Origin of the sequence: Aminiphilus sp., assembly GCF_029975095.1 — a bacterium.
GTDB lineage: Bacteria > Synergistota > Synergistia > Synergistales > Aminiphilaceae > Aminiphilus.
On record NZ_JARKPW010000137.1, the window covers coordinates 18,290 to 36,300 of the forward strand.

The following is an 18,011-nucleotide window of genomic DNA, read 5'->3' on the forward strand; positions in this document are numbered from 1 at the left end:
CGCGTCGTTGCATCTGCATCGCCGGAAGTTCCGAGGGGCACAGCTCCGTTTCACGAAAACATGACGCATGTCGCCACATCCGAAAAAGAGGACATCCGCGACGATGTCCTCACGTTTTCCTGATACACCGAAGGGAGTTGAAACCATGACGAAGGGAGTCTGGAGGCGATCCTTGCGGGGGCGAAGCGCTCTTCTCGCCGGAATCGCGCTGCTGGGGTTTTTTCTGGGCGGAATCGCCCCCCGGGGGTGTGTTTCCGAGGCGTCCTCTCCGGGAGAAACCTCCGGGGATGCCGTTTCGAGCGCGCCGGTTTCGGAGGATTTTTCCGCCGGAAAAATCGGGCACCCCGGCGTGCCCCTGTCCACGGGAGGAGGCGTACGTTCGATGCCGCTTCCCGGCCCCGCCGGCGCGACCCGGATGCTTACCGCACCGGCCCTTTCGGGCAACCGGCTCGCTTTCGTCTACGGGGAGGATCTCTGGGGCGTGGAGTTGCCTCCGGGGGCACCCTTCGGCACCTCCGGGGCGCTTCCCTTCCCCCGGCGTCTCACCGCCGAGGGGCGCGTGGTGGGGGCTCCGGTTTTTTCGCCCGACGGACGCCTTCTCGCGGTGAGCCTGGAGCGGAACGGCAACATCGACGTGTACGTTCTTCCCGCGGAAGGCGGAGCCCTGCGCCGCATCACCTGGCACGGTGCGGTCGATCTGGTGCAGCAGTTTTCCGCCGACGGACGCACGGTGCTCTTCGTCACGAATCGGGAGAGCCGTTTCAACCGGGAATATCAGCTCTATGCGGTTCCCGTGGAGGGCGGTTTTCCCCGGCGCATGCCCCTTCCCCAGGCGTTCCGGGCTTCCCTGGAACCGGGAGGGACGAGAATCGCCTACAACCCCCTTCCCCCGGCCTTTCTCGTCTGGAAGGACTACCGCGGCGGCATGATCTCCACCCTGATGCTCTACAACATGGCCTCCGGCGAGGCGGTGGCGGTGCCCAAGCCCGAGGGCGGGTGCAACGACGCTGACCCCCGGTGGATCGGGGGACGCATCTACTTCCGCTCCGACCGGAGAGGGGAATTCAACCTCTACTCCTACGATCCCGCCACGAAGAACCTGCGCCAGCTCACGCGGCACGACGACTTTCCCGTGCTCTCCTTTTCCGGCACGGAGGAGCGTCTCGTCTACGAACAGGCGGGGCTGCTCCACTGCTACGACCTCTCCGGAGGCGCGACGCTTCCTCTGCCGCTCTCCGTTCCCGCGGATCTTCCGGAGACCCGGGAGCGCTACGCGAAGGGGGCTGATTTCATCCAGGGAGCGGCCATCTCTCCGTCGGGAGCCCGGGCGCTCTTCGCCCTCCGGGGGGACATCGTCACCGTTCCCGCCGAGAAGGGGGAGCCTCGGAATCTCTCCGCGTCGCCGGGAGTGCACGATCGGTGGCCCCTCTGGTCTCCCGACGGGCGTTTCGTGACTTGGTTCGCGGACCTCACCGGAGAGTATTCCCTGCTGCTGCGGCGGCAGGACGGCAAAGGACCCGTCTGGTCCGTTCCCCTCGACGGGCGCGGTTTCTACGAGTCCCCCTCCTGGTCCCCCGACGGCACGAAACTCGCCTACCGCGACAACGACTGGAATCTCTACTGGATCGACCTGTCCTCGCTCTGCGCCGCCGCGGCGAGTGCGGACCCGCTCTCGTCGGATCTCGCGTTTCTCCCCGATCCTCCCAGGGCGAAGAAGATCGCCGCGGAACCTCTCTTCGGCATGGGCAAGCGACGCACCCCCGAATGGTCCCCGGATTCCCGGTGGATCGCCTACACGCTGAACGAGAAGAGCGGCCTGGAGCAGCTCCATCTCTACTCGCTGGAACAGGACCGTTCCTTCCGGATCACCGACGGCGCCGGGGACGTGTCCTGTCCCGTCTTCGACCGGAGCGGCAAGTACCTTTATTTCTTCGGCTCCACCGACGCGGGGCCTGCCAAGTTCGGCCTCGACATGTCCACCCGGGACATGAACGTGACCCGGGCGGTCTACGCGGCGGTGCTCGCCGCGGAAACGCCTTCGCCGCTGGCCCCCGAGAGCGACGAGGAAGCCGCCTTCTCCGGCGGAGCGCCGGAGAAAAAAGGTGAGGACCCGGGCGACGACGGAGGAGACGAGGCGGAGAAGGCGGGCAAGGGAGAGGACGGCGACAAAAAGGACGAGGCAAAGGAGGAGGGCGGAAAAGAGAACGGCGACGGAGGAACGCCGCTTCCCGGCGGCGAAAACGCTTCCGGCGCCGGCCCCTTCGGAGAGGCCCTCCCCGTTTCGACGGACGCTCCTCTTTCTCCGGATCTTCCGGCGGCGAGCGCCGACGTTCCCGAAAGCGCGGACAAGGCGGCGCGGAAGGACAAGCCCTCCGTTCCTCCCATCTCCGTGGATGTGGACGGACTGGCGGGCCGCATCCTGCCCCTCCCCGTTCCGCCGGGGGCGCTGGACGATCTTCAGGCGGGCGGGCCGGGGAAGATCTTCTACACCCGTACCGTTCCCTCCGAGACGGGATTCCGCACGGCCCTCTTCTCCTTCGACCTGAAGGAGCGGGAGGAGACGGGCGTGCTTCCCTCCCTGAGGGGATACCGGATTTCCGCGGACGGCAAGCGTATGCTCGTCGCCGGAGAGGCGGGGTGGAGCATTCTGTCCGCCTCGGGAGGGCGGGGGGACGGCAAGCCGCTTCCCCTGGAGGGCGTTCGCGTTCCCGTTGAGCCCCGGGCGGAGTGGGCCCAGATGTTCACCGAGGCCTGGCGGATCAACCGTGACTATTTCTACGATCCCGGCATGCACGGCCAGGACTGGGAGGCCGTGCGGGCCAAGTACGCTCCCTTCCTGCCCCACCTGGCCTGCCGGAACGACCTGAACCGTCTTCTCGCCTGGATGCTCTCGGAGCTGCGGGTGGGGCATCTCTACATCTTCGGCGGCGATATCCCCGAGGACGGGGAGTCGGCGAAACCGGGGGTGCTCGGCGCGGACTTCGCCGTGGAGAACGGGCGGTACCGCTTTGCCCGGATCTACGGCGGACTGAACTGGAACCCCGACCTGCGTGCACCCCTCGCGGAACCCGGAGTGGACGTGAAGGAGGGGGACTACCTCCTCCGGGTCAACGGCCGGGAGGTGCGAGGCTCGGATAACGTGTACGCCTTCTTCGAACAGACTGCGGAGCGGGCGACGGAGCTGGTTGTGGCGGAGGACCCGGAAGGAACGAAACCCCGCACCGTGACGGTGGTCCCCGTCGCCTCGGACCGGGCGCTGCGCCTCCGCTCCTGGGTGGAGGGAAACGTCCGCAGAGTCGAGGCCGCCACGAACGGACGGGTGGGGTACGTGTATCTTCCCAACACCGCCGGAGCGGGGCAGGAGTTCTTCAAGCGCTATTTCTTCGCCCAGGCGCCCCGGGACGGGGTGATCCTGGACGTGCGGAGCAACGGAGGCGGCCAGTTCGCGGACTACGTGCTGGACGTGCTGCGCCGGAACTTCACCGCCGGGGTGGCCCTGCGCCCCGGCATGGACTATACCGCACCGGGGACCTTCGTGCCCGGCCCGAAGGTCATGCTCATCGACGAGTGCGCCGGATCGGGAGGGGACATGCTTCCCTGGGCCTTCCGCAGGCTCGGCCTCGGCACGTTGGTGGGAAAGCGCACCTGGGGCGGTCTCGTGGGCATCTCTTCCTATCCACCCCTGATGGACGGCGGATGGGTTACCGCGCCCTCCCTCGGCATCTGGAGCGATGAAGGCTGGGTGGCGGAGAACGTGGGCATCGCCCCCGACGTGGAAGTGGAACAGACCCCTCGGGCGGTGCTCGACGGAGGGGATCCCCAGCTCGATGCGGCCATCCGCATCGTTCTGGAACAGCTTGAGGCGAACCCGCCGGTGCGTCCGGTGCGCCCCCCCTACCCCGACAAGACCCGTCACTGACGGAGCGATCTCGAAGGGGAGCGGGCGCAATGCCCTCTCCCCTTCACAATGAAAGGATTGAGGCCATGCGAATGCATCATGTGGGCCTGGTCGTGCGCGACCTCTACGCCCAGGAACTGTTCTACCGGACCATGCTGGATTTTGCGACGGAGTACCGGTATTCGAGCCGGAATACGCCGGGACTTCGGACGGTCTTTCTGCGCCGCGGGGACGCGGTGGTGGAGCTGCTCTCGACGGCGGATCCCGAAAAGATTCCCGCTGTTTCGGACGGAGCCGTCGCCGGAGAAGGGCATCTCTCCCTTGAGGTGGATTCGGTGGAGGGCGAATACGAGCGCCTGCGCGCCCTGGGCGCTCCGAACCTGACGCCCCCCCGGAACACCGGGGACGGCTTCCGGGAGTTCACTCTCACGGATCCCGAGGGAAACCGCATCGAGTTCTGCCGCCGGATCCGTCCCTTCGCCGCGCCTCCTCTTGCGGGGGTGATCTTCGACCTGGACGGCACCCTCGTGGACAGCGAGGACAACTATTTCGAGGCGGACCGAATCCTGCTGGAGGAGTACGGCGTCGCCTTCCATCCGGACATGAAGAAGAAGTACGTGGGGTACAGCAACTTCCTGATGATGGAGGAACTCCACCGGGACTACAACCTTCCCGACGGACCGGAGGTGCTTCTGGAGAAAAAGAATGCCATCTACCTGGATCTGGCCCGGCGGAACACCCCTGCCTTTCCCGAGATGCGGCGCCTGCTCCCCCTTCTGGAGGAGCGAGGGCTCGCCCTGGCCATCGCCTCCGGGTCGTCCCCGTCCGTCATTGACGAAGTCCTTGCCGTGGCGGGCATCGACGCCCATTTCCCCCTTCGGCTCTCCGCCGAGGAGGTGCCCCGGGGCAAACCCGCGCCGGACATCTTCCTGGAGGCGGCGCGACGCCTTGCGCTTCCTCCGGATTCCCTCGTGGTGATGGAGGACGCCAAGTACGGCGTGGAGGCGGCGGTCCGGGCGGGCATGCGTTGCGTGGCCATCCCCTCCCTGCCGCAGCCGCCGCTGGATCCCGCCTTTTCCATGGCGGACCTGCTCTTCGAGGCGGGGATGGCAGCCTTTTCCGCCGATGCCTTTCTCACCTGGCTCGACGGACAGGGCGGAGTGCGGGAGAACGGAAACGCCTGAAGCCGTGCTTTTCCGAAGCTACTGTTCCGGAGGCGTAACGCTTTCCTGACGTTTCCGGAGAAAAAATGTGCCTGCGCTGCAAGAAAAGAGTCATCGTTTCTCCATTGCGCTGAAACGGGAAATCCCTATGCTGTCTCCGCTTCCTCCGGATGTGGGGGAAGACGCATGGGGACTCGTGTCCCGGAGAACGAGGAGGAGAGATGATGAAGCGGAACATGTTCCTGGCTCTGCTGGTGGTGTGTCTCCTGGCGGGAATGGCCGCCGCGGAGGAGATGGGGAAACGTTTCCTGGTGATCGGCCACCGGGGGGCCTGCGGTTACGTGCCGGAGCACACCCTCAGGTCCTACGAACTGGCGATCGAGATGGGCGCGGACTATGTGGAACCCGACCTTGTCTCCACCAAAGACGGAGTGCTCATCTGCCGTCATGAGTGCGAAATCGGCGCCACCACGGACGCGGCGAAGAAATTCCCCGACAGAAAGAAAAAGGTCGTCATCGACGGCGTGGAGGAAGAGGGATGGTTCGCCGAGGATTTCACCCTTGCAGAGATCAAGACCCTGCGGGTGAAGGAGCGGACGGATTTTCGGGATCACTCCAAGGACGGGCTCTACGAGATTCCCACCTTCCAGGAGATGATCAGCCTCGTCAAAGCCAAGGAAAAGGAGAAGGGGCGGGTCATCGGCATCTATCCCGAGACCAAACATCCCTCCTACCATGATGCCATCGGCCTCTCCCTTGAAGAGCCCCTTCTGGCGGTCCTGAAGCAGAACGGTTACGACCGGGCCGACGCTCCCGTGTTCATCCAGTCCTTCGAGATCGACAACCTGAAGGAACTGAAGGGAAAGACGAACATCCGCCTCATCCAGCTCTTCGATGAGTACGACATGAAACCCGGATGCGTGCTCGCCAAGGGAGGTACCACCACCTACCGGAACATGGCCACGCCGGAGATGCTGAAGGAGATCGCCACCTACGCCTACGGCATCGGGCCGTGGAAAGAACTCATCCTCGCCAGGGACAAGGACAACAAGCTTCAGCCCGAGACGAACCTGTTGCAGGATGCCCACGCGGCAGGGCTTGCGGTGCACATCTACACCATGCGCAACGAGGCCAAGTATCTCGCGGCGGAATACAACGGCGATCCCCGGGAGGAATACCGCAAGTGGATCGCTCTCGGCGTGGACGGTTTCTTCACGGATTTCCCCGACACGGCCGTGCAGGTGCGCCTGGAGGTCAACCGGTAAAGAAAGAGGTGCGGGGGGCCTCCGTCGCGCAACAGCCCTCATGCAACCATGTAGCCGCTCTCACGTATGCACGCATGATGAAGAGGCACGTGAGGGAGTTGCGGCGGAGTATGCGCTCAAGAGTGTGTAAAAGTCATCATGAGAAGAGGATGCAAGGAAGGACTCTTGCCTAGAGAAAAGCTGTGACGGAAAACAGGAAGAGACCCGAGGAATCCTTGTGAAAGCCGCCGCGGAATTCCTGTGAGCCGTTTTCAAGCGGGCGAATCCGGCGAGGATGTTTTCAGAGGATTTTCCAAAAGGGCGAGAGAGGCCGCACATTGCGGCCTCTCTCGCCCTTTTTCGTGTCGCCGGTCGGACCGGAGTGCTGTCGGTGTTGTCGCGTTCTTTTCGGGAGGTTCGTGTCCGTGTCGCGGTTGCGCTGTGTCGGTTTCCTTCGGGTTACGCCGCTTGTGCGGGTGTCCGGGGTGTTTGCTTCGGGCCCTTTCCCCAGAAGAGCACCATGCCCGCGATGGTCAGGGCGATGCCCGCTCCTCTGAGGGTGTACAAAGGCGTGAGGCAGGCCAGTCCCGCGAGGAGAAACATCCCTCGCTGCCACAGGGAGAGCAGTCCCGCCAGATAGCCCTCCATGGCGAAGCCCAGGGCAAGGGCCGCGGTGGTTCCTCCCGCCACGGCGGCGAGGTTCTGCAGGGCCGTTCCCTGCAGGAGCAGCGATGGGTCGTAGCAGAAGGCGAAGGGGACGATGAAGGCCAGAATGCCCAGGCGCATGGCCTGGAAACCCGTCTGGTTCGGGCTTGCCCCGGCGATGGAGCTGGCCGCGTAGGCCGCGAGCGCCACAGGGGGCGTGATGGCCGAGACGATGGCGAAGTAGAAGACGAACATGTGGGCGCTCAGGGGGGAAAACCCCATCTTCACCAGCGCGGGAACGCCCAGGGCCGCCGCGAGAATGTAGGCGCCCGTGGTGGGGAGCCCCATTCCGAGGACGAGGGAGATGAGCATGATGAGGAGCAGTGCCAGGAAGGGAATGTTTCCCGCGAAGGAGAAGATGAACCCCACGAATTTGAAGCCGAAGCCCGTGAGTGCCACGGAGCCCACGATGATGCCCGCGGAGGCGCAGGCGATGCCCACCACGGGAATGTTCTTCGCTCCGGCGTAGATGGCGTCGAGGATCGCCTTCGGCCCCATGCGGTGCTCCCTGCTCGGAAGGGAGACGAGCCAGGCCATGCCGATGCCGAGCACCGCCGAGAGCATGGGCGAGTACCCCGTCATGAGCATCCACACGAGTCCTACGATGGGAATCAGGTTGTAGAGGCGTTTCACCACGCCCCGCTTGGAGGGAAGTTCCTCCGGTGAAAGTCCCTTGAGCCCCCGTTTGAGGGCCCGGAGGTGCACCATGAGAAACACCGCCGCGTAGTACAGCAGCGCGGGCACGATGGCGGCGATGACGATTCTGCCGTACTGGATTCCCAGGAGGGAGGCCATGATGAAGGCTCCGGCTCCCATGATGGGCGGCATGATCTGTCCTCCCGAACTCGCCACGGCCTCCACGGCCCCCGCGAAGTAGGGGGCGTACCCCAGGCGTTTCATCAGGGGAATCGTAAAGGTCCCGGTGCCGTACACGTTCGCCACGGCGGAGCCCGAGATGGAGCCGAAGAGACAGGAACTCACCACGGCGATTTTCGCGGGGCCGCCCGGTGTGGTGCCCGCGAAGGCCTGGGCGAACTCCATGAAGTAGGCCCCGATGCCGCTTTTTTCGAGAAAGCCGCCGAAGATGAGGAAGACCATGACGAAGGTGGCGGAGACGCCGAGGGGAATGGCGTAGATGCCCTCGTCGGTGAGGAAGAGCTGCTCCGCCACCTCGGGGATGGTGAAGGAGAGTCCCTTCATGATTCCCGGCAGCAGGTGGCCGAAGTACATGTATCCCGCGAAGAACGCCGCGATGAGCGCCAGAGGAAAGCCCACCACTCGCCGCGTACCCTCCAGGAGGAGTACCGTGAGGAGAAAGGCCAGGGCGATCTGCACCGTCGTCACCGGGTCCACCTGGACGATGCGCATGGCGATGTTGCTGTAGTTTTGCATCACGTACAGCCCGGGAACGGCGGCGAGGACCGCCAGGAACCAGTCATAGAGGGGAATGCTGTCCTTGGGAGCGGATTTCGTGGCCGGATAGAGGAGAAAGCCGAGGGGCAGCACCCAGGAGAGATGGATCGCCCGCTGGAGATAGGCCTCGTAGGAGCCGAAGATGGCCGTGTAGAGGTGGAAGCATCCCATAAGAATCACATAGACGTAGATGAACTGCTTTGTCCTGCCCGTAAGTTCCCGCATGTGGCCGAGTCCTCCTTCTCTTTTCGTCACCCGTTTCGGTGAGCCTGTTCCGCGGGTGCGGGAGATCCCGCTCGTGGAATTGAAACCGGATCGGAAGATGAACAAGGCGGGATGCCCTTCGAGGCCGCCCGCCCGACGCCGCTCCTCCGCCCGGAGGGGCGGTGCCTTCGAAATTCCCGGGGAAACATCTGCGGGAATTCTTCCCGCCCTGTTCGTCTCTTGCTGCCCCGGTGCCCGATGTCCTAGTTGCCCGCGGCTTCCTTCCAGAACTTCACCGCGCCGGGATGAGCGGGGACGCCCACGGAAATGGCCTCTTTGGGATCCAGCTCCTCCAGGTCTTTGATGGCCGAGGCGATGGTGGCCTTTCCGCCCCAGAGGGATTTCGCCAGCTCGTAGACGAGGTCCTCCGGGAGGTCCTGGCGGATGACGACGCAGGTGTAGTCTCCCACGACGGGAACGGGCTCGGTGACGCTCTTGTAGATGCCGGGCTCGATGTCGAAGGTGGTGGTGCCGTAGGCGTCCTCCATGGCCTTCCGGGCCGATTCGTCCACGGGAAGGAGTACCACCTCCGTCTGGTTCTCGATCTTCATGACCACCGACGCGGCCCGCCCCACGGCGAAGGCGAAGCAGTCCAGATGGTTGTCGGCGAGGAGATTGCCGCCGTCATCGTAGTTGCTGAACTCCACGGAGCCGCCCCACTTCTTGATGTCCTCCCAGGAGACGCCGTATCCCTTCTGGAGAATGGACTTGATGACGAATTCCGAGGCCGTGCCGGGTTTCAGGGTGGCGAAGCGGATTGGGAGCTTCTTCTCCATGACGTCGCCCAGCGTCTTGATGTCGTTCTTTTCCGCGTAGTCCTTGCGCATGATGAAGTAGGTGTACTGCCGGTAGAGGTTTGCGAAGAGCCCCGCGTTGCCGAGGACCTCTTTGTAGGGATCCTCTCCCTTTGCCGCTGCGCCCATCATGGAGGTCACGGAGAGCCCCATGTCCGCCTTCGCGGCGTTCACGTTCACGATGTTCGCCACGCCGCCGCCGGTGCTGCTGGTGGTCTGAACCACTTCCCTGGTCCACAGGTCCGCCATGGCCCCGCCCATGGCGAACCAGTTGCCGCCGGGAGGTCCCGCCATGAACCGGAGCTGATCGGGCCACCCCTCCTTCGCCGCGAATCCCACGCCGAGCGTGCCGAGAACAAGAATGACCGCAAGTGCCGCTACCAGAAACTTTCTCATGATGCCGACTCCTCCTTTCGGATGTGAGATGCCGTAGGGATGACGGTATGCATAGTACGAAAGAATGTTTTTATGGTCAAGAAGTGCAGAAAAACGACAAAGCCTGTGCGATGAAAAGACGAGACGGATTTCCTTGATATCTGGCGGTGGAGCCGTGTCAGAAGAAAAAGTGGAGTAGCGGTGTTTTTCATCGCAGGAAAAGGGAAAAACCGAAACAACGGAGGAATTGTACCACAGTTCCTTCTGGAATACCAAGGTGATCCAGAAGAGCTTTCGAAACAAAAATCTTACAAATTTTCCACAACGGCCTCCGTTGTGTGGTGTTTTGTCCTCGGAAGTGTCGGGTGGAGAAAAGAACTGTTCTAAGGAAGCTCTGAATAAAGATCTTTCGCTTGCCCTTGAACTCGGGTCGCATCAGGCTCTGCGAGGCGCCCTGCGGGGCTGACGTAGCCTTATTCAGAGGTTCCCTAAAAGATTCGTCCAGCGTACGGTGCCGCTCCCGGGAGCGGGCGTTCCGGAGAGCCCGATTCCGATCCCGTGATCGCTCTGGGGGAGTATGACGAAAATGATGCAGGAGTTTTGCATCTTGCTCGCAGCGGTGGGGCGGGTATAATGACTTCTGTTAACAACCTGTTTCATCGAGTGAGGGAGTGGTTTCTCCTCTGAAGAGATCGTGCAGCGTCCGGGGGGGTCGGGCGATGCGGGGGGGAAAAACGAAGGGAGGGCTTCATGTGATTGGAAGAAGAACGGGAATGCGTCGGAATCTTTGCTGTGCGGTGGCTCTGATGGTGGCGCTCCTGAGTGCGTCGATGGCGTGTGCGGACGCACCGCTCCGTTTTGCCACGGCCGCGTCGGGGGGCATCTGGAACGCCATGGGGGGCGTCATGGGTGAAGAGTTCGGCAAGAACGGCATTCCCGTGTCGGTCACCACGGGGGGGTCCATTCCGAACCTGGTCAACATGAGCCAGGGGAAGGTGGACGTGGCCTTCACCGTGCTCTATCCGGGCATGTCCGTCGACCCCGAGGGACCGTTCAAGGGGCAGAGTCTCGAGAACGTCCGTTTGCTGGCTCATCTCTATCCCCAGTACGTCTATTTCGTGATTCGCAAGGACTTCGCCGACAAGAACGGCATCACCACCGTGGGTGATCTCTTCAACAAGAAGCTTCCCTTCCGCTACGCCACGCTTGCCAGGGGAAACATCACGGAATTTCTGGTGCGCCAGATCATGGACGCCTATGGTGTTACCGAGGCGGAGTTCACCGCCTGGGGCGGACAGGTGAACTACAGCTCCTATGCGGACGGCGTCAACCAGATGGCGGACGGCCACGTGGACGCCTACGTGGTCTCCTCGGGGCTGCCCCTCAGTGCCATCATGGATCTTGAGAGCCGGATCGACGTGGTGCTTCTTCCTTTCGAAAACGAGATTCTGAAAAAGATGTGGGATCGTTTCGGCACCCAGGCGTATCTCATCCCCAAAGGAAGCTACAAGAGCGCCACGACGGACATTCCCACCGTGGGGGCCATGACCTCCATGGTCGTGCGGGTGGACCTTCCCGAGGAAACGGTCTACACTATGACGAAACTTCTCTTCGAGCACCGGGACGAGATGGCCGCGGCCGTGAAGGCCCTCGAAGCGCTGGAGCTCAAAACGGCCTCGGAGAAGATCGAGTTCCCCTTCCACCCGGGTGCGGAACGCTACTACAAAGAGCAGGGATTTTAGATCTCACCCGTCCCGGAACGGGAAAAAATACAGGCCATGAAGTCATCGCCGCGGGGAATTCCCCGCGGCGATGTGCGTCTCGAGGGATTCCCCGCGGGACGCTCCCGTCGACGGTTCCGTTTTTGCGCTTTCGCCTCGGGGAGCGTATAGTGGAGACAAGAATCGTTCCAAAAGACCGTCCGGAGCGCGCCTCCACAGAGCCGGTTCCACATTCGCCTCTTTCTCGGCGGCGTTTTTGGAGGAAACGGTCCGGAAGGACTTGCGCGGCTGTGCGTCGGTCTTCGTCGGGGAGGGGGTGCCGACCGCATCCCGGAAAACGGACGAAATCGTCAACGGGGTGGAGGAGAGGTGTTTCAGGTGCACGAGGTCGAGGAGGACGGGCGGGCTCCGGTCGTTTCCGGTCCGGAGGGGCCGGAGGAACGGAACGGAGAATCGGTGCACGGCGCGGAGAAGGTTGCGTCCTCTCCGTGTGCGTCCTGCGGCGAATCTTCCCGGGAGGAGGACTGCACCTGTCCCGCCGCGGAAGACTCCGTGCGCCGGATGCTGCTTCCCCGGAACAGCCGCTTTCTGGAATCGGCGGACTTTCTGATCCACCTCCTGGAGACCGCGGAGATGGCGGAGTCTCTGGGAACGCTTCTCGATGCCGCCACGATCTACACGATCCTGCTCGATCCGGAGGGGCGGATTCTCTTTCCGAACCGTCTCTGCTGCGTTCGGTTCGGCAAGAGCTTGGAGGCGCTGCTTGGTACGGTGGTGTTCGATCTCTTTCCGCCCGAACTGGCGGCCTCTCGCCGCGCCAGATTCGAGGAGGCCGTCGCTTCGAGAAGCAGGGTGTCCTTCCGCGACTGTGCCGCGGACGGCACGTTCTTCGACATGACCGTCGTTCCCATCTTCCGGAACGAGCGCGTGTTCCGCGTGGCGGTCTTCGCCAACGACGTGACGGATCTGGTGGTGACCCGTCACGCCCTGGAGGTGAGCGAGGAGCGGTTTCGTCTGGTTCTCGAAGGAAGCGGCGAGGGGTACTGGGATTGGGACATCCCGGCGGGAACGGTCTATCATAGCCCCCGCTGTGCGGAACTTTTGGGGTACGATCCGAGCGAGATCGAAGCAGCGGACCTGAACTCCTGGCGAAGCTATGTTCATCCCGACGACATTCCCATGGTGGAGAGCGCGATCCGAGCCAACCTGGAGGGAACGACCGCCTTCTTCGAAGTGCAGGTCCGGGTTCGTGCCAAAAACGGAGCGCAAAAATGGGTTCTCTCCCGGGCGAAGGTGACCGCCCGGGACGAGGCGGGGCGCCCTCTGCGCATGAGCGGCGTTCACGTGGACATCACCGCGGTGAAGCGGACGGAGGTGGAGCTCGCCAAGGCGGGGCGGCTCTTGACGCAGCTCGGCGAGATGAATCAGGCGCTACAGGCGAACCGTCTCGCCACCATGGGCACCATGGTGGCGGGCGTGACCCACGAGATCAACAACCCCGTGGCATCCATCCGCATGAACGCGGAACTGCTCCGGGAGAACCTGACCACGCCGCGGCGCAAGAACAAGGCGGAGCTCCTGGAGGAGCGGTTGGATTACGTGAATGCCATCGTGCGCCTCACGGAACGGCTGGAGCGCATTGTAGACGGGCTCAAATCCTTCTCGCGCCGCAGGGAGATCCGCGTGGAGCCCGTCCTTCTGGCGTCGTGTCTCGCCGAATCGTGGAAGCTGGCCTGTTCCGACCGAAAGCGCGTGGCGAACGTGGAGATGGACATGCAGGTCGAGACGGACATCCGGGTTTCCGCGGATTCCCAGCAGTTGCTCCAGGTCTTCGTGAACGTGCTGCTCAACGCGGTGAAGGCGGTGAACCGCATGGAGCGCCCGCTGGGGCATCTGTGGGTGCGGGGGAAGAAGAGCGGCGGCGAGGCGGTGGTCACCATCGAGGACGACGGGTGCGGCATCGATCCCCAGGATCTTCCCCACATCTTCGATCCCTTCTTTTCCACGGATCCCGCCTCGGGCATGGGGCTCGGGCTCTCGGTCACCCACAGCATCCTCGTGGCGCACGGGGGGAGCATCGCCGCCGCGAGCGAACTCGGCAAAGGCACCACGGTCACGATTCGCCTTCCCCTCATCCCCTCATTGTAAGGGGATGAGGGGAAGGCTTTCTCTCCACCGGTTCAAGGTGTCCTTTTTTCGAACTGTCGGCACAAACTCTCACAAAACCCTAACGCAGAAAAAGGACCTTCTCCCCTACCATGAGAATCACGAAGAATACATGGCTGAAAACCGCGTCTCGGGGAAAGTGGCCTTTCGCCGCTGCGGTGTCTTCGAACAAGGGAGAGAGGGGGGGAATGACTCGTGGCACAGAAGATTCTTCTCGTGGACGATGATCCCGACCTGGTGGAAGTGGTGCGGAAGGGGCTTGTCGAAAGAGGCTATCACGTGGTCACCGCTTCGGGGGGGAGCGAGGGGTTTGCCGCGGCGCTCGAACACCGGCCGGATCTGATCATCCTCGATATCGTCATGCCTCGCATGGATGGCATTCAGGTCCTTCAGAGACTTCGCCGTCACAGTGACACGGCGGACACGCCGGTGCTCTTTCTCACCGCCCGTTCCTCCGTGTCGGACCGGGTTCTCGGGCTGGAGCACGGCGCGGACGATTACCTCGTGAAGCCCTTCTACCTTCAGGAGCTCTTGGCCCGGGTCTCCACGCTGCTGCGGCGCGGCAAGCGTGCCGTTCCCGAGACGACGGCGGCTTTTCCCGGAGGAAACGGCAAGGCGAAGATGGTCGATCTCGGCGATGTCGCGCTGAACCTGGAGTCGCGGCGGGCCTTCGTGCGGGGTGAAGAGATCCGCCTCACCAAGACCGAGTGCGACCTTCTGGCCTACCTCATGACCCACGCGGGAGAGGTGCTTTCCAGCCAGGAACTGCTCCAGCAGGTGTGGGGATTCCCCCAGGGGACGACCGATACGGGGCTGGTGCGCTGGCACGTGAGAAATCTCCGGAGCAAGATCGAGACGGATCCGGAACAGCCCGAGGTGATTCTCACCATTTCCCGAAGAGGGTACGTTTTCGCCGGCGGCGAAGAAGAATAACTTCCTTCTTTTCGGAGAAAAACGGTGGTCTGACGGGCGGTTTCCCCTTTGGTCGGTTTGGGAGACCGCCCTTTGCCGTATACTGTTCCGGACCCGAGACCCGTGGGCGGATCGTGCCGTTTCCGTCGGAACGGGAGAAAAGGAGACCGTCCGGAACATGAATGCCCGTGTCGAAACGAATTCCTCCGTGAAGAGCAGCCTTCGCCCCGACAGGCAAAACGGGAGCGAGGAGCGGAGCGTTCTCTACAAGACGAACCTGGTGTCCCTCGGACACCTGCTGAACGATCTCCACTCCGCCTTCCTGCCCGCCTTTCTGCCCGAGATCGTGCCGCGCCTCGGCCTGTCTCTCGCCCAGGCGGGGTTCCTGAACTCCATGTCCGGTTTCGTAAACATGACGGCCCAGCCTCTCCTGGGACACCTGGCGGATCTTTCTCCCGCTCCAGTGTTTATCATCCTCGGCCCGATCCTGACGGCCCTGGCCATCGCCTTTCTTCCGCTGGCGCCGTCCTACGCGATCGCCCTGGTGCTCGTCGCCCTCTGGGCGCTGGGCAGCTCCGCCTATCATCCCCAGGGTAACGCCGCCATGGGACATCTTTCGCCGCCGGGACGACTGGCGTTCACCATCGCCATCTTCAGCGCCGCGGGCATGTTCGGCTCTTCCCTGAGTCCACTCTACGCCATCGGCCTCGTGAAGACCGTCGGGCTTCGGCTGCTTCCTCTCGCCGTGGTCATTCCGCCGATCATCCTCGGGTTTTTCGTGTACCGCAACATCCCCTCCCTTGCCGGAGAGGGAACGCCGGCGCGAAGCGGGACATCCCGAAGAGACGGTTTCTGGAAAAGCCTTGCGGGTGTGTTCCGGAAGATCTACTTCGTGTGGATCGTGACCTTCATTGTGGACACCACCTTTCAGGGACTGCGCTTCTTTCTTCCTCTCGTCGTGACGGAGCAGGGGGGAAGCCTGGCCCGGGTGGGCGGCGTGCTCTTCGCGGTGACGCTCGCGGGAACGCTCTCGTCCCTGATTGCAGGCAGGCTGGCGGATCTGGTGGGGCGCAAGCGGGTGCTCACCTGGGCGCTGCTTCTTTCGCCGGGGGTACTCGCTGCGGCGGCTCTCACAAAGGGAACCGTGTCCGTGGTGCTCTACATGGGAGGGTTGGCCCTGCTCAACACTACCATGCCCATCACCGCCGCCATGGCTCAGGAGTTCTCTCCCCAGGCTCGGGGGATGGCGAGTTCTCTCGTCATGGGTATTTCCTGGGGGCTCGGAGGGCTCGTCACGTCGCCGCTCGGCGCCGTGGCGGACCACTTCGGTCTCGGCACCACCATGTTCGTCACGGCGCTTCTCCCGCTGACCGCGTTACCGCTCTTCCTCTACGGCTGGAAGCGCGAGGCCGCCTCCATGCGCTGATGCGTTTCCCCGCGGACGGCGGGCGGGAAGGGCATTCCCTCCGGGCCCGGAGCGAGGAACGGGAGGGACCGTTTCCGTACGAGGACGCACACAGGGCAGAACAGGGGGCTCCCGAAAACCGGGAGCCCCTTTCGTCTCTCCTCGCTTCCGCGCAGCCGTTCGGCCGTGTCCTCTGCCGGCCTGGCGCCGGCATGTCTTCCTTCCACTCCTTCCCTTCCCCGCTTTCTGAAACGCTCTTTTCGGACAGTGAACTCTCACGGCTCCCTAACGCATGTTTCTTCGAGTCCCCGTTATGATGGTTCTCACAAGGGCGGAGCGAAAAATTTTGCATCCAAAATGGTTTGATTTTCTGAGAGTGACTTGTTTTCTGTGTGGTATGGCAAATTGATCCCGCTGTGAGTGCGTCGCAAGGAGCATTTTTCGGAGAGAAAATCCTCTCTCCTGGAGGGAAAGCTCCGAAAGAGACGGGAGCAAGAGCGGGAACTCGGAGCGCGAAAACGCCACGGACGAGGCACTCGTCGACCGGGAGTACGAAAGAGGAGAGAGTCATGAGAACGATACGGGGAAAGATTCTTGCGTGGTTTGTGTCTGCGGTGCTTGTGCTTTGCGGTGCCCTTGGTGTTGTACTCTACCAGCAGGTGAACAGCAGTGTGGGTGCGCTTTCCGAGGACATGTCCGAGGAAATCGCGAAGGCCCGGGCGGACCAGCTCGGGGAGTGGATTTCCGGCCTCGCCGTTCTGACGAAGACCGTGGCGGATCGGAACATCGTCCGCGCCATGGACTGGGACGGCATGAAGGAAGATCTGATTCGGCTCCAGAAACGCGACGCCCGATACATCGAGATGTACTTTCTGGCGGACGCCACGGGCAGGGCTCCCACCACTGCTGGAGGCGAGCCCGTCGATCTGTCCGAGCGGGCCTACTTCAAGGAGATCATGAGCGGCGCCAAGGATTCGGTGGTCTCCGATCCGCTTGTTTCGAGGGTGTCGGGAGAGCAAATCTTCGTCGTTGCCAACGCCGTGAAGGACGGCGCGGGAAAGACCGTGGGCGTGCTGGGGGCCACGGTGCTGCTCTCCACGGCGAGCGACATGGCGGGAAGCATCAAGATGGGGGAGAACGGCTACGGCTGGATCGTCGACGGTACGGGGCTGATTCTCGCCCATCCGAACAAGGACCTCGTCATGAAGCTGAACGCGCTCAAGTCCGGGGAAGCCGGATTCAAGAAGCTCGACGAGGTGGCGCGGCGCATGGTGCGCGGTGAGGTGGCCCGGGGAGAGATGACCCGTCCCGACGGTGTGCCCTTCTTCGTCTTCGGCGCTCCCGTTCCCAACTCGCCCGGGTGGTCCTTCGCGGTCTCCGTTCCCACTGCGGAGGTACACGCCACGGCGAACCACCTTGCGAAGATCCTCGCAGGGCTCGTGGGGGCCATCGTGGTGGTCTTCATCGCCATCTCCTTTCTGCTGGGCAACGCCATCTCCCGTCCCATCAAGAACGTGGTGGCCCTGGTGGAACGGGCGCGGGACGGGGATCTTACCATCACCCGGGAAGAGTTCAAGGTCAACACCAAGGACGAGATGAACACCATGGCGGACGCGCTGGCCGCCATGATCGCCCGGCAGCGGGAAGTCGTGGTGGAACTCCAGGAAGAGGCGGTTCTCTCCGCCCAGCGCGCCGAATCCCTCGCGGCCCTGTCGGAGGAGACCGTGGCGTCCATGGAAGAGGTGAAGGGCGCCATCGAGACCGTGGCCTCCCTGTCGGAGAGCAACTCCGCGGCGCTCCAGCAGACCAACGCGGGGGTCGAGGAAGTGGCCTCGTCGGCCACCACGGCGGCCCAGTCCGCTGCAGAGGGTGCCGAAGCAGCCTCGGTGACCGCCGAGGGAAGCGAACGGGCCGTCACCCGTGTGGAGGGCGTCATCGAAAAGATCCAGGC

10 protein-coding genes are annotated in these 18,011 nt (G+C 63.2%); 8 read left to right on the plus strand and 2 right to left on the minus strand.

What is annotated here, in order from left to right; translation table 11 throughout:
- The first annotated feature begins 145 nt into the window (after positions 1 to 145).
- From Q1K49_RS08365 to Q1K49_RS08375, 3 genes are all read left to right on the plus strand, one after another.
- On the plus strand, positions 146 to 3,919 hold the full coding sequence (locus Q1K49_RS08365; RefSeq protein WP_300524985.1) for a S41 family peptidase: 3,774 nt from the start codon (positions 146 to 148) through the stop codon (positions 3,917 to 3,919).
- 65 nt (positions 3,920 to 3,984) lie between these two features.
- The gene (locus tag Q1K49_RS08370) at positions 3,985 to 5,082 is read left to right on the plus strand and encodes an HAD-IA family hydrolase (RefSeq protein WP_300524986.1); all 1,098 of its coding nucleotides are present in this window, start codon (positions 3,985 to 3,987) and stop codon (positions 5,080 to 5,082) included.
- A 203-nt stretch (positions 5,083 to 5,285) separates the two neighbouring features.
- The gene (locus tag Q1K49_RS08375) at positions 5,286 to 6,326 is read left to right on the plus strand and encodes a glycerophosphodiester phosphodiesterase (RefSeq protein ID WP_300524988.1); all 1,041 of its coding nucleotides are present in this window, start codon (positions 5,286 to 5,288) and stop codon (positions 6,324 to 6,326) included.
- A gap of 438 nt (positions 6,327 to 6,764) precedes the next feature.
- Here the strand turns inward: Q1K49_RS08375 and Q1K49_RS08380 are convergent, their stop codons facing one another.
- Positions 6,765 to 8,648, minus strand: a complete 1,884-nt coding sequence (locus Q1K49_RS08380; RefSeq protein ID WP_300524989.1) for a TRAP transporter permease — start codon at positions 8,646 to 8,648, stop codon at positions 6,765 to 6,767.
- A gap of 242 nt (positions 8,649 to 8,890) precedes the next feature.
- Positions 8,891 to 9,877 (minus strand): TAXI family TRAP transporter solute-binding subunit, encoded by a 987-nt coding sequence (locus tag Q1K49_RS08385; protein WP_300524991.1) that lies wholly within the window; start codon positions 9,875 to 9,877, stop codon positions 8,891 to 8,893.
- Between the two features lie 731 nt (positions 9,878 to 10,608).
- On the opposite strand from Q1K49_RS08385, the gene Q1K49_RS08390 reads away from it, so the two are divergent.
- The 5 genes from Q1K49_RS08390 to Q1K49_RS08410 form a co-directional block, all read left to right on the plus strand.
- Positions 10,609 to 11,598, plus strand: a complete 990-nt coding sequence (locus Q1K49_RS08390) for a TAXI family TRAP transporter solute-binding subunit (protein WP_300524993.1) — start codon at positions 10,609 to 10,611, stop codon at positions 11,596 to 11,598.
- Between the two features lie 357 nt (positions 11,599 to 11,955).
- Positions 11,956 to 13,725: an ATP-binding protein gene (locus Q1K49_RS08395; RefSeq protein ID WP_300524995.1), complete on the plus strand. Its 1,770-nt coding sequence runs from the start codon at positions 11,956 to 11,958 to the stop codon at positions 13,723 to 13,725.
- 213 nt (positions 13,726 to 13,938) lie between these two features.
- On the plus strand, positions 13,939 to 14,676 hold the full coding sequence (locus tag Q1K49_RS08400) for a response regulator transcription factor (protein WP_300524997.1): 738 nt from the start codon (positions 13,939 to 13,941) through the stop codon (positions 14,674 to 14,676).
- Between the two features lie 157 nt (positions 14,677 to 14,833).
- Positions 14,834 to 16,081, plus strand: coding sequence for an MFS transporter (locus Q1K49_RS08405; RefSeq protein ID WP_300524999.1), 1,248 nt, complete (start codon positions 14,834 to 14,836; stop codon positions 16,079 to 16,081).
- Positions 16,082 to 16,629: 548 nt separating this feature from the next.
- On the plus strand, positions 16,630 to 18,011 hold a 1,382-nt coding region (locus Q1K49_RS08410; RefSeq protein ID WP_300525001.1), incomplete at its 3' end, for a methyl-accepting chemotaxis protein.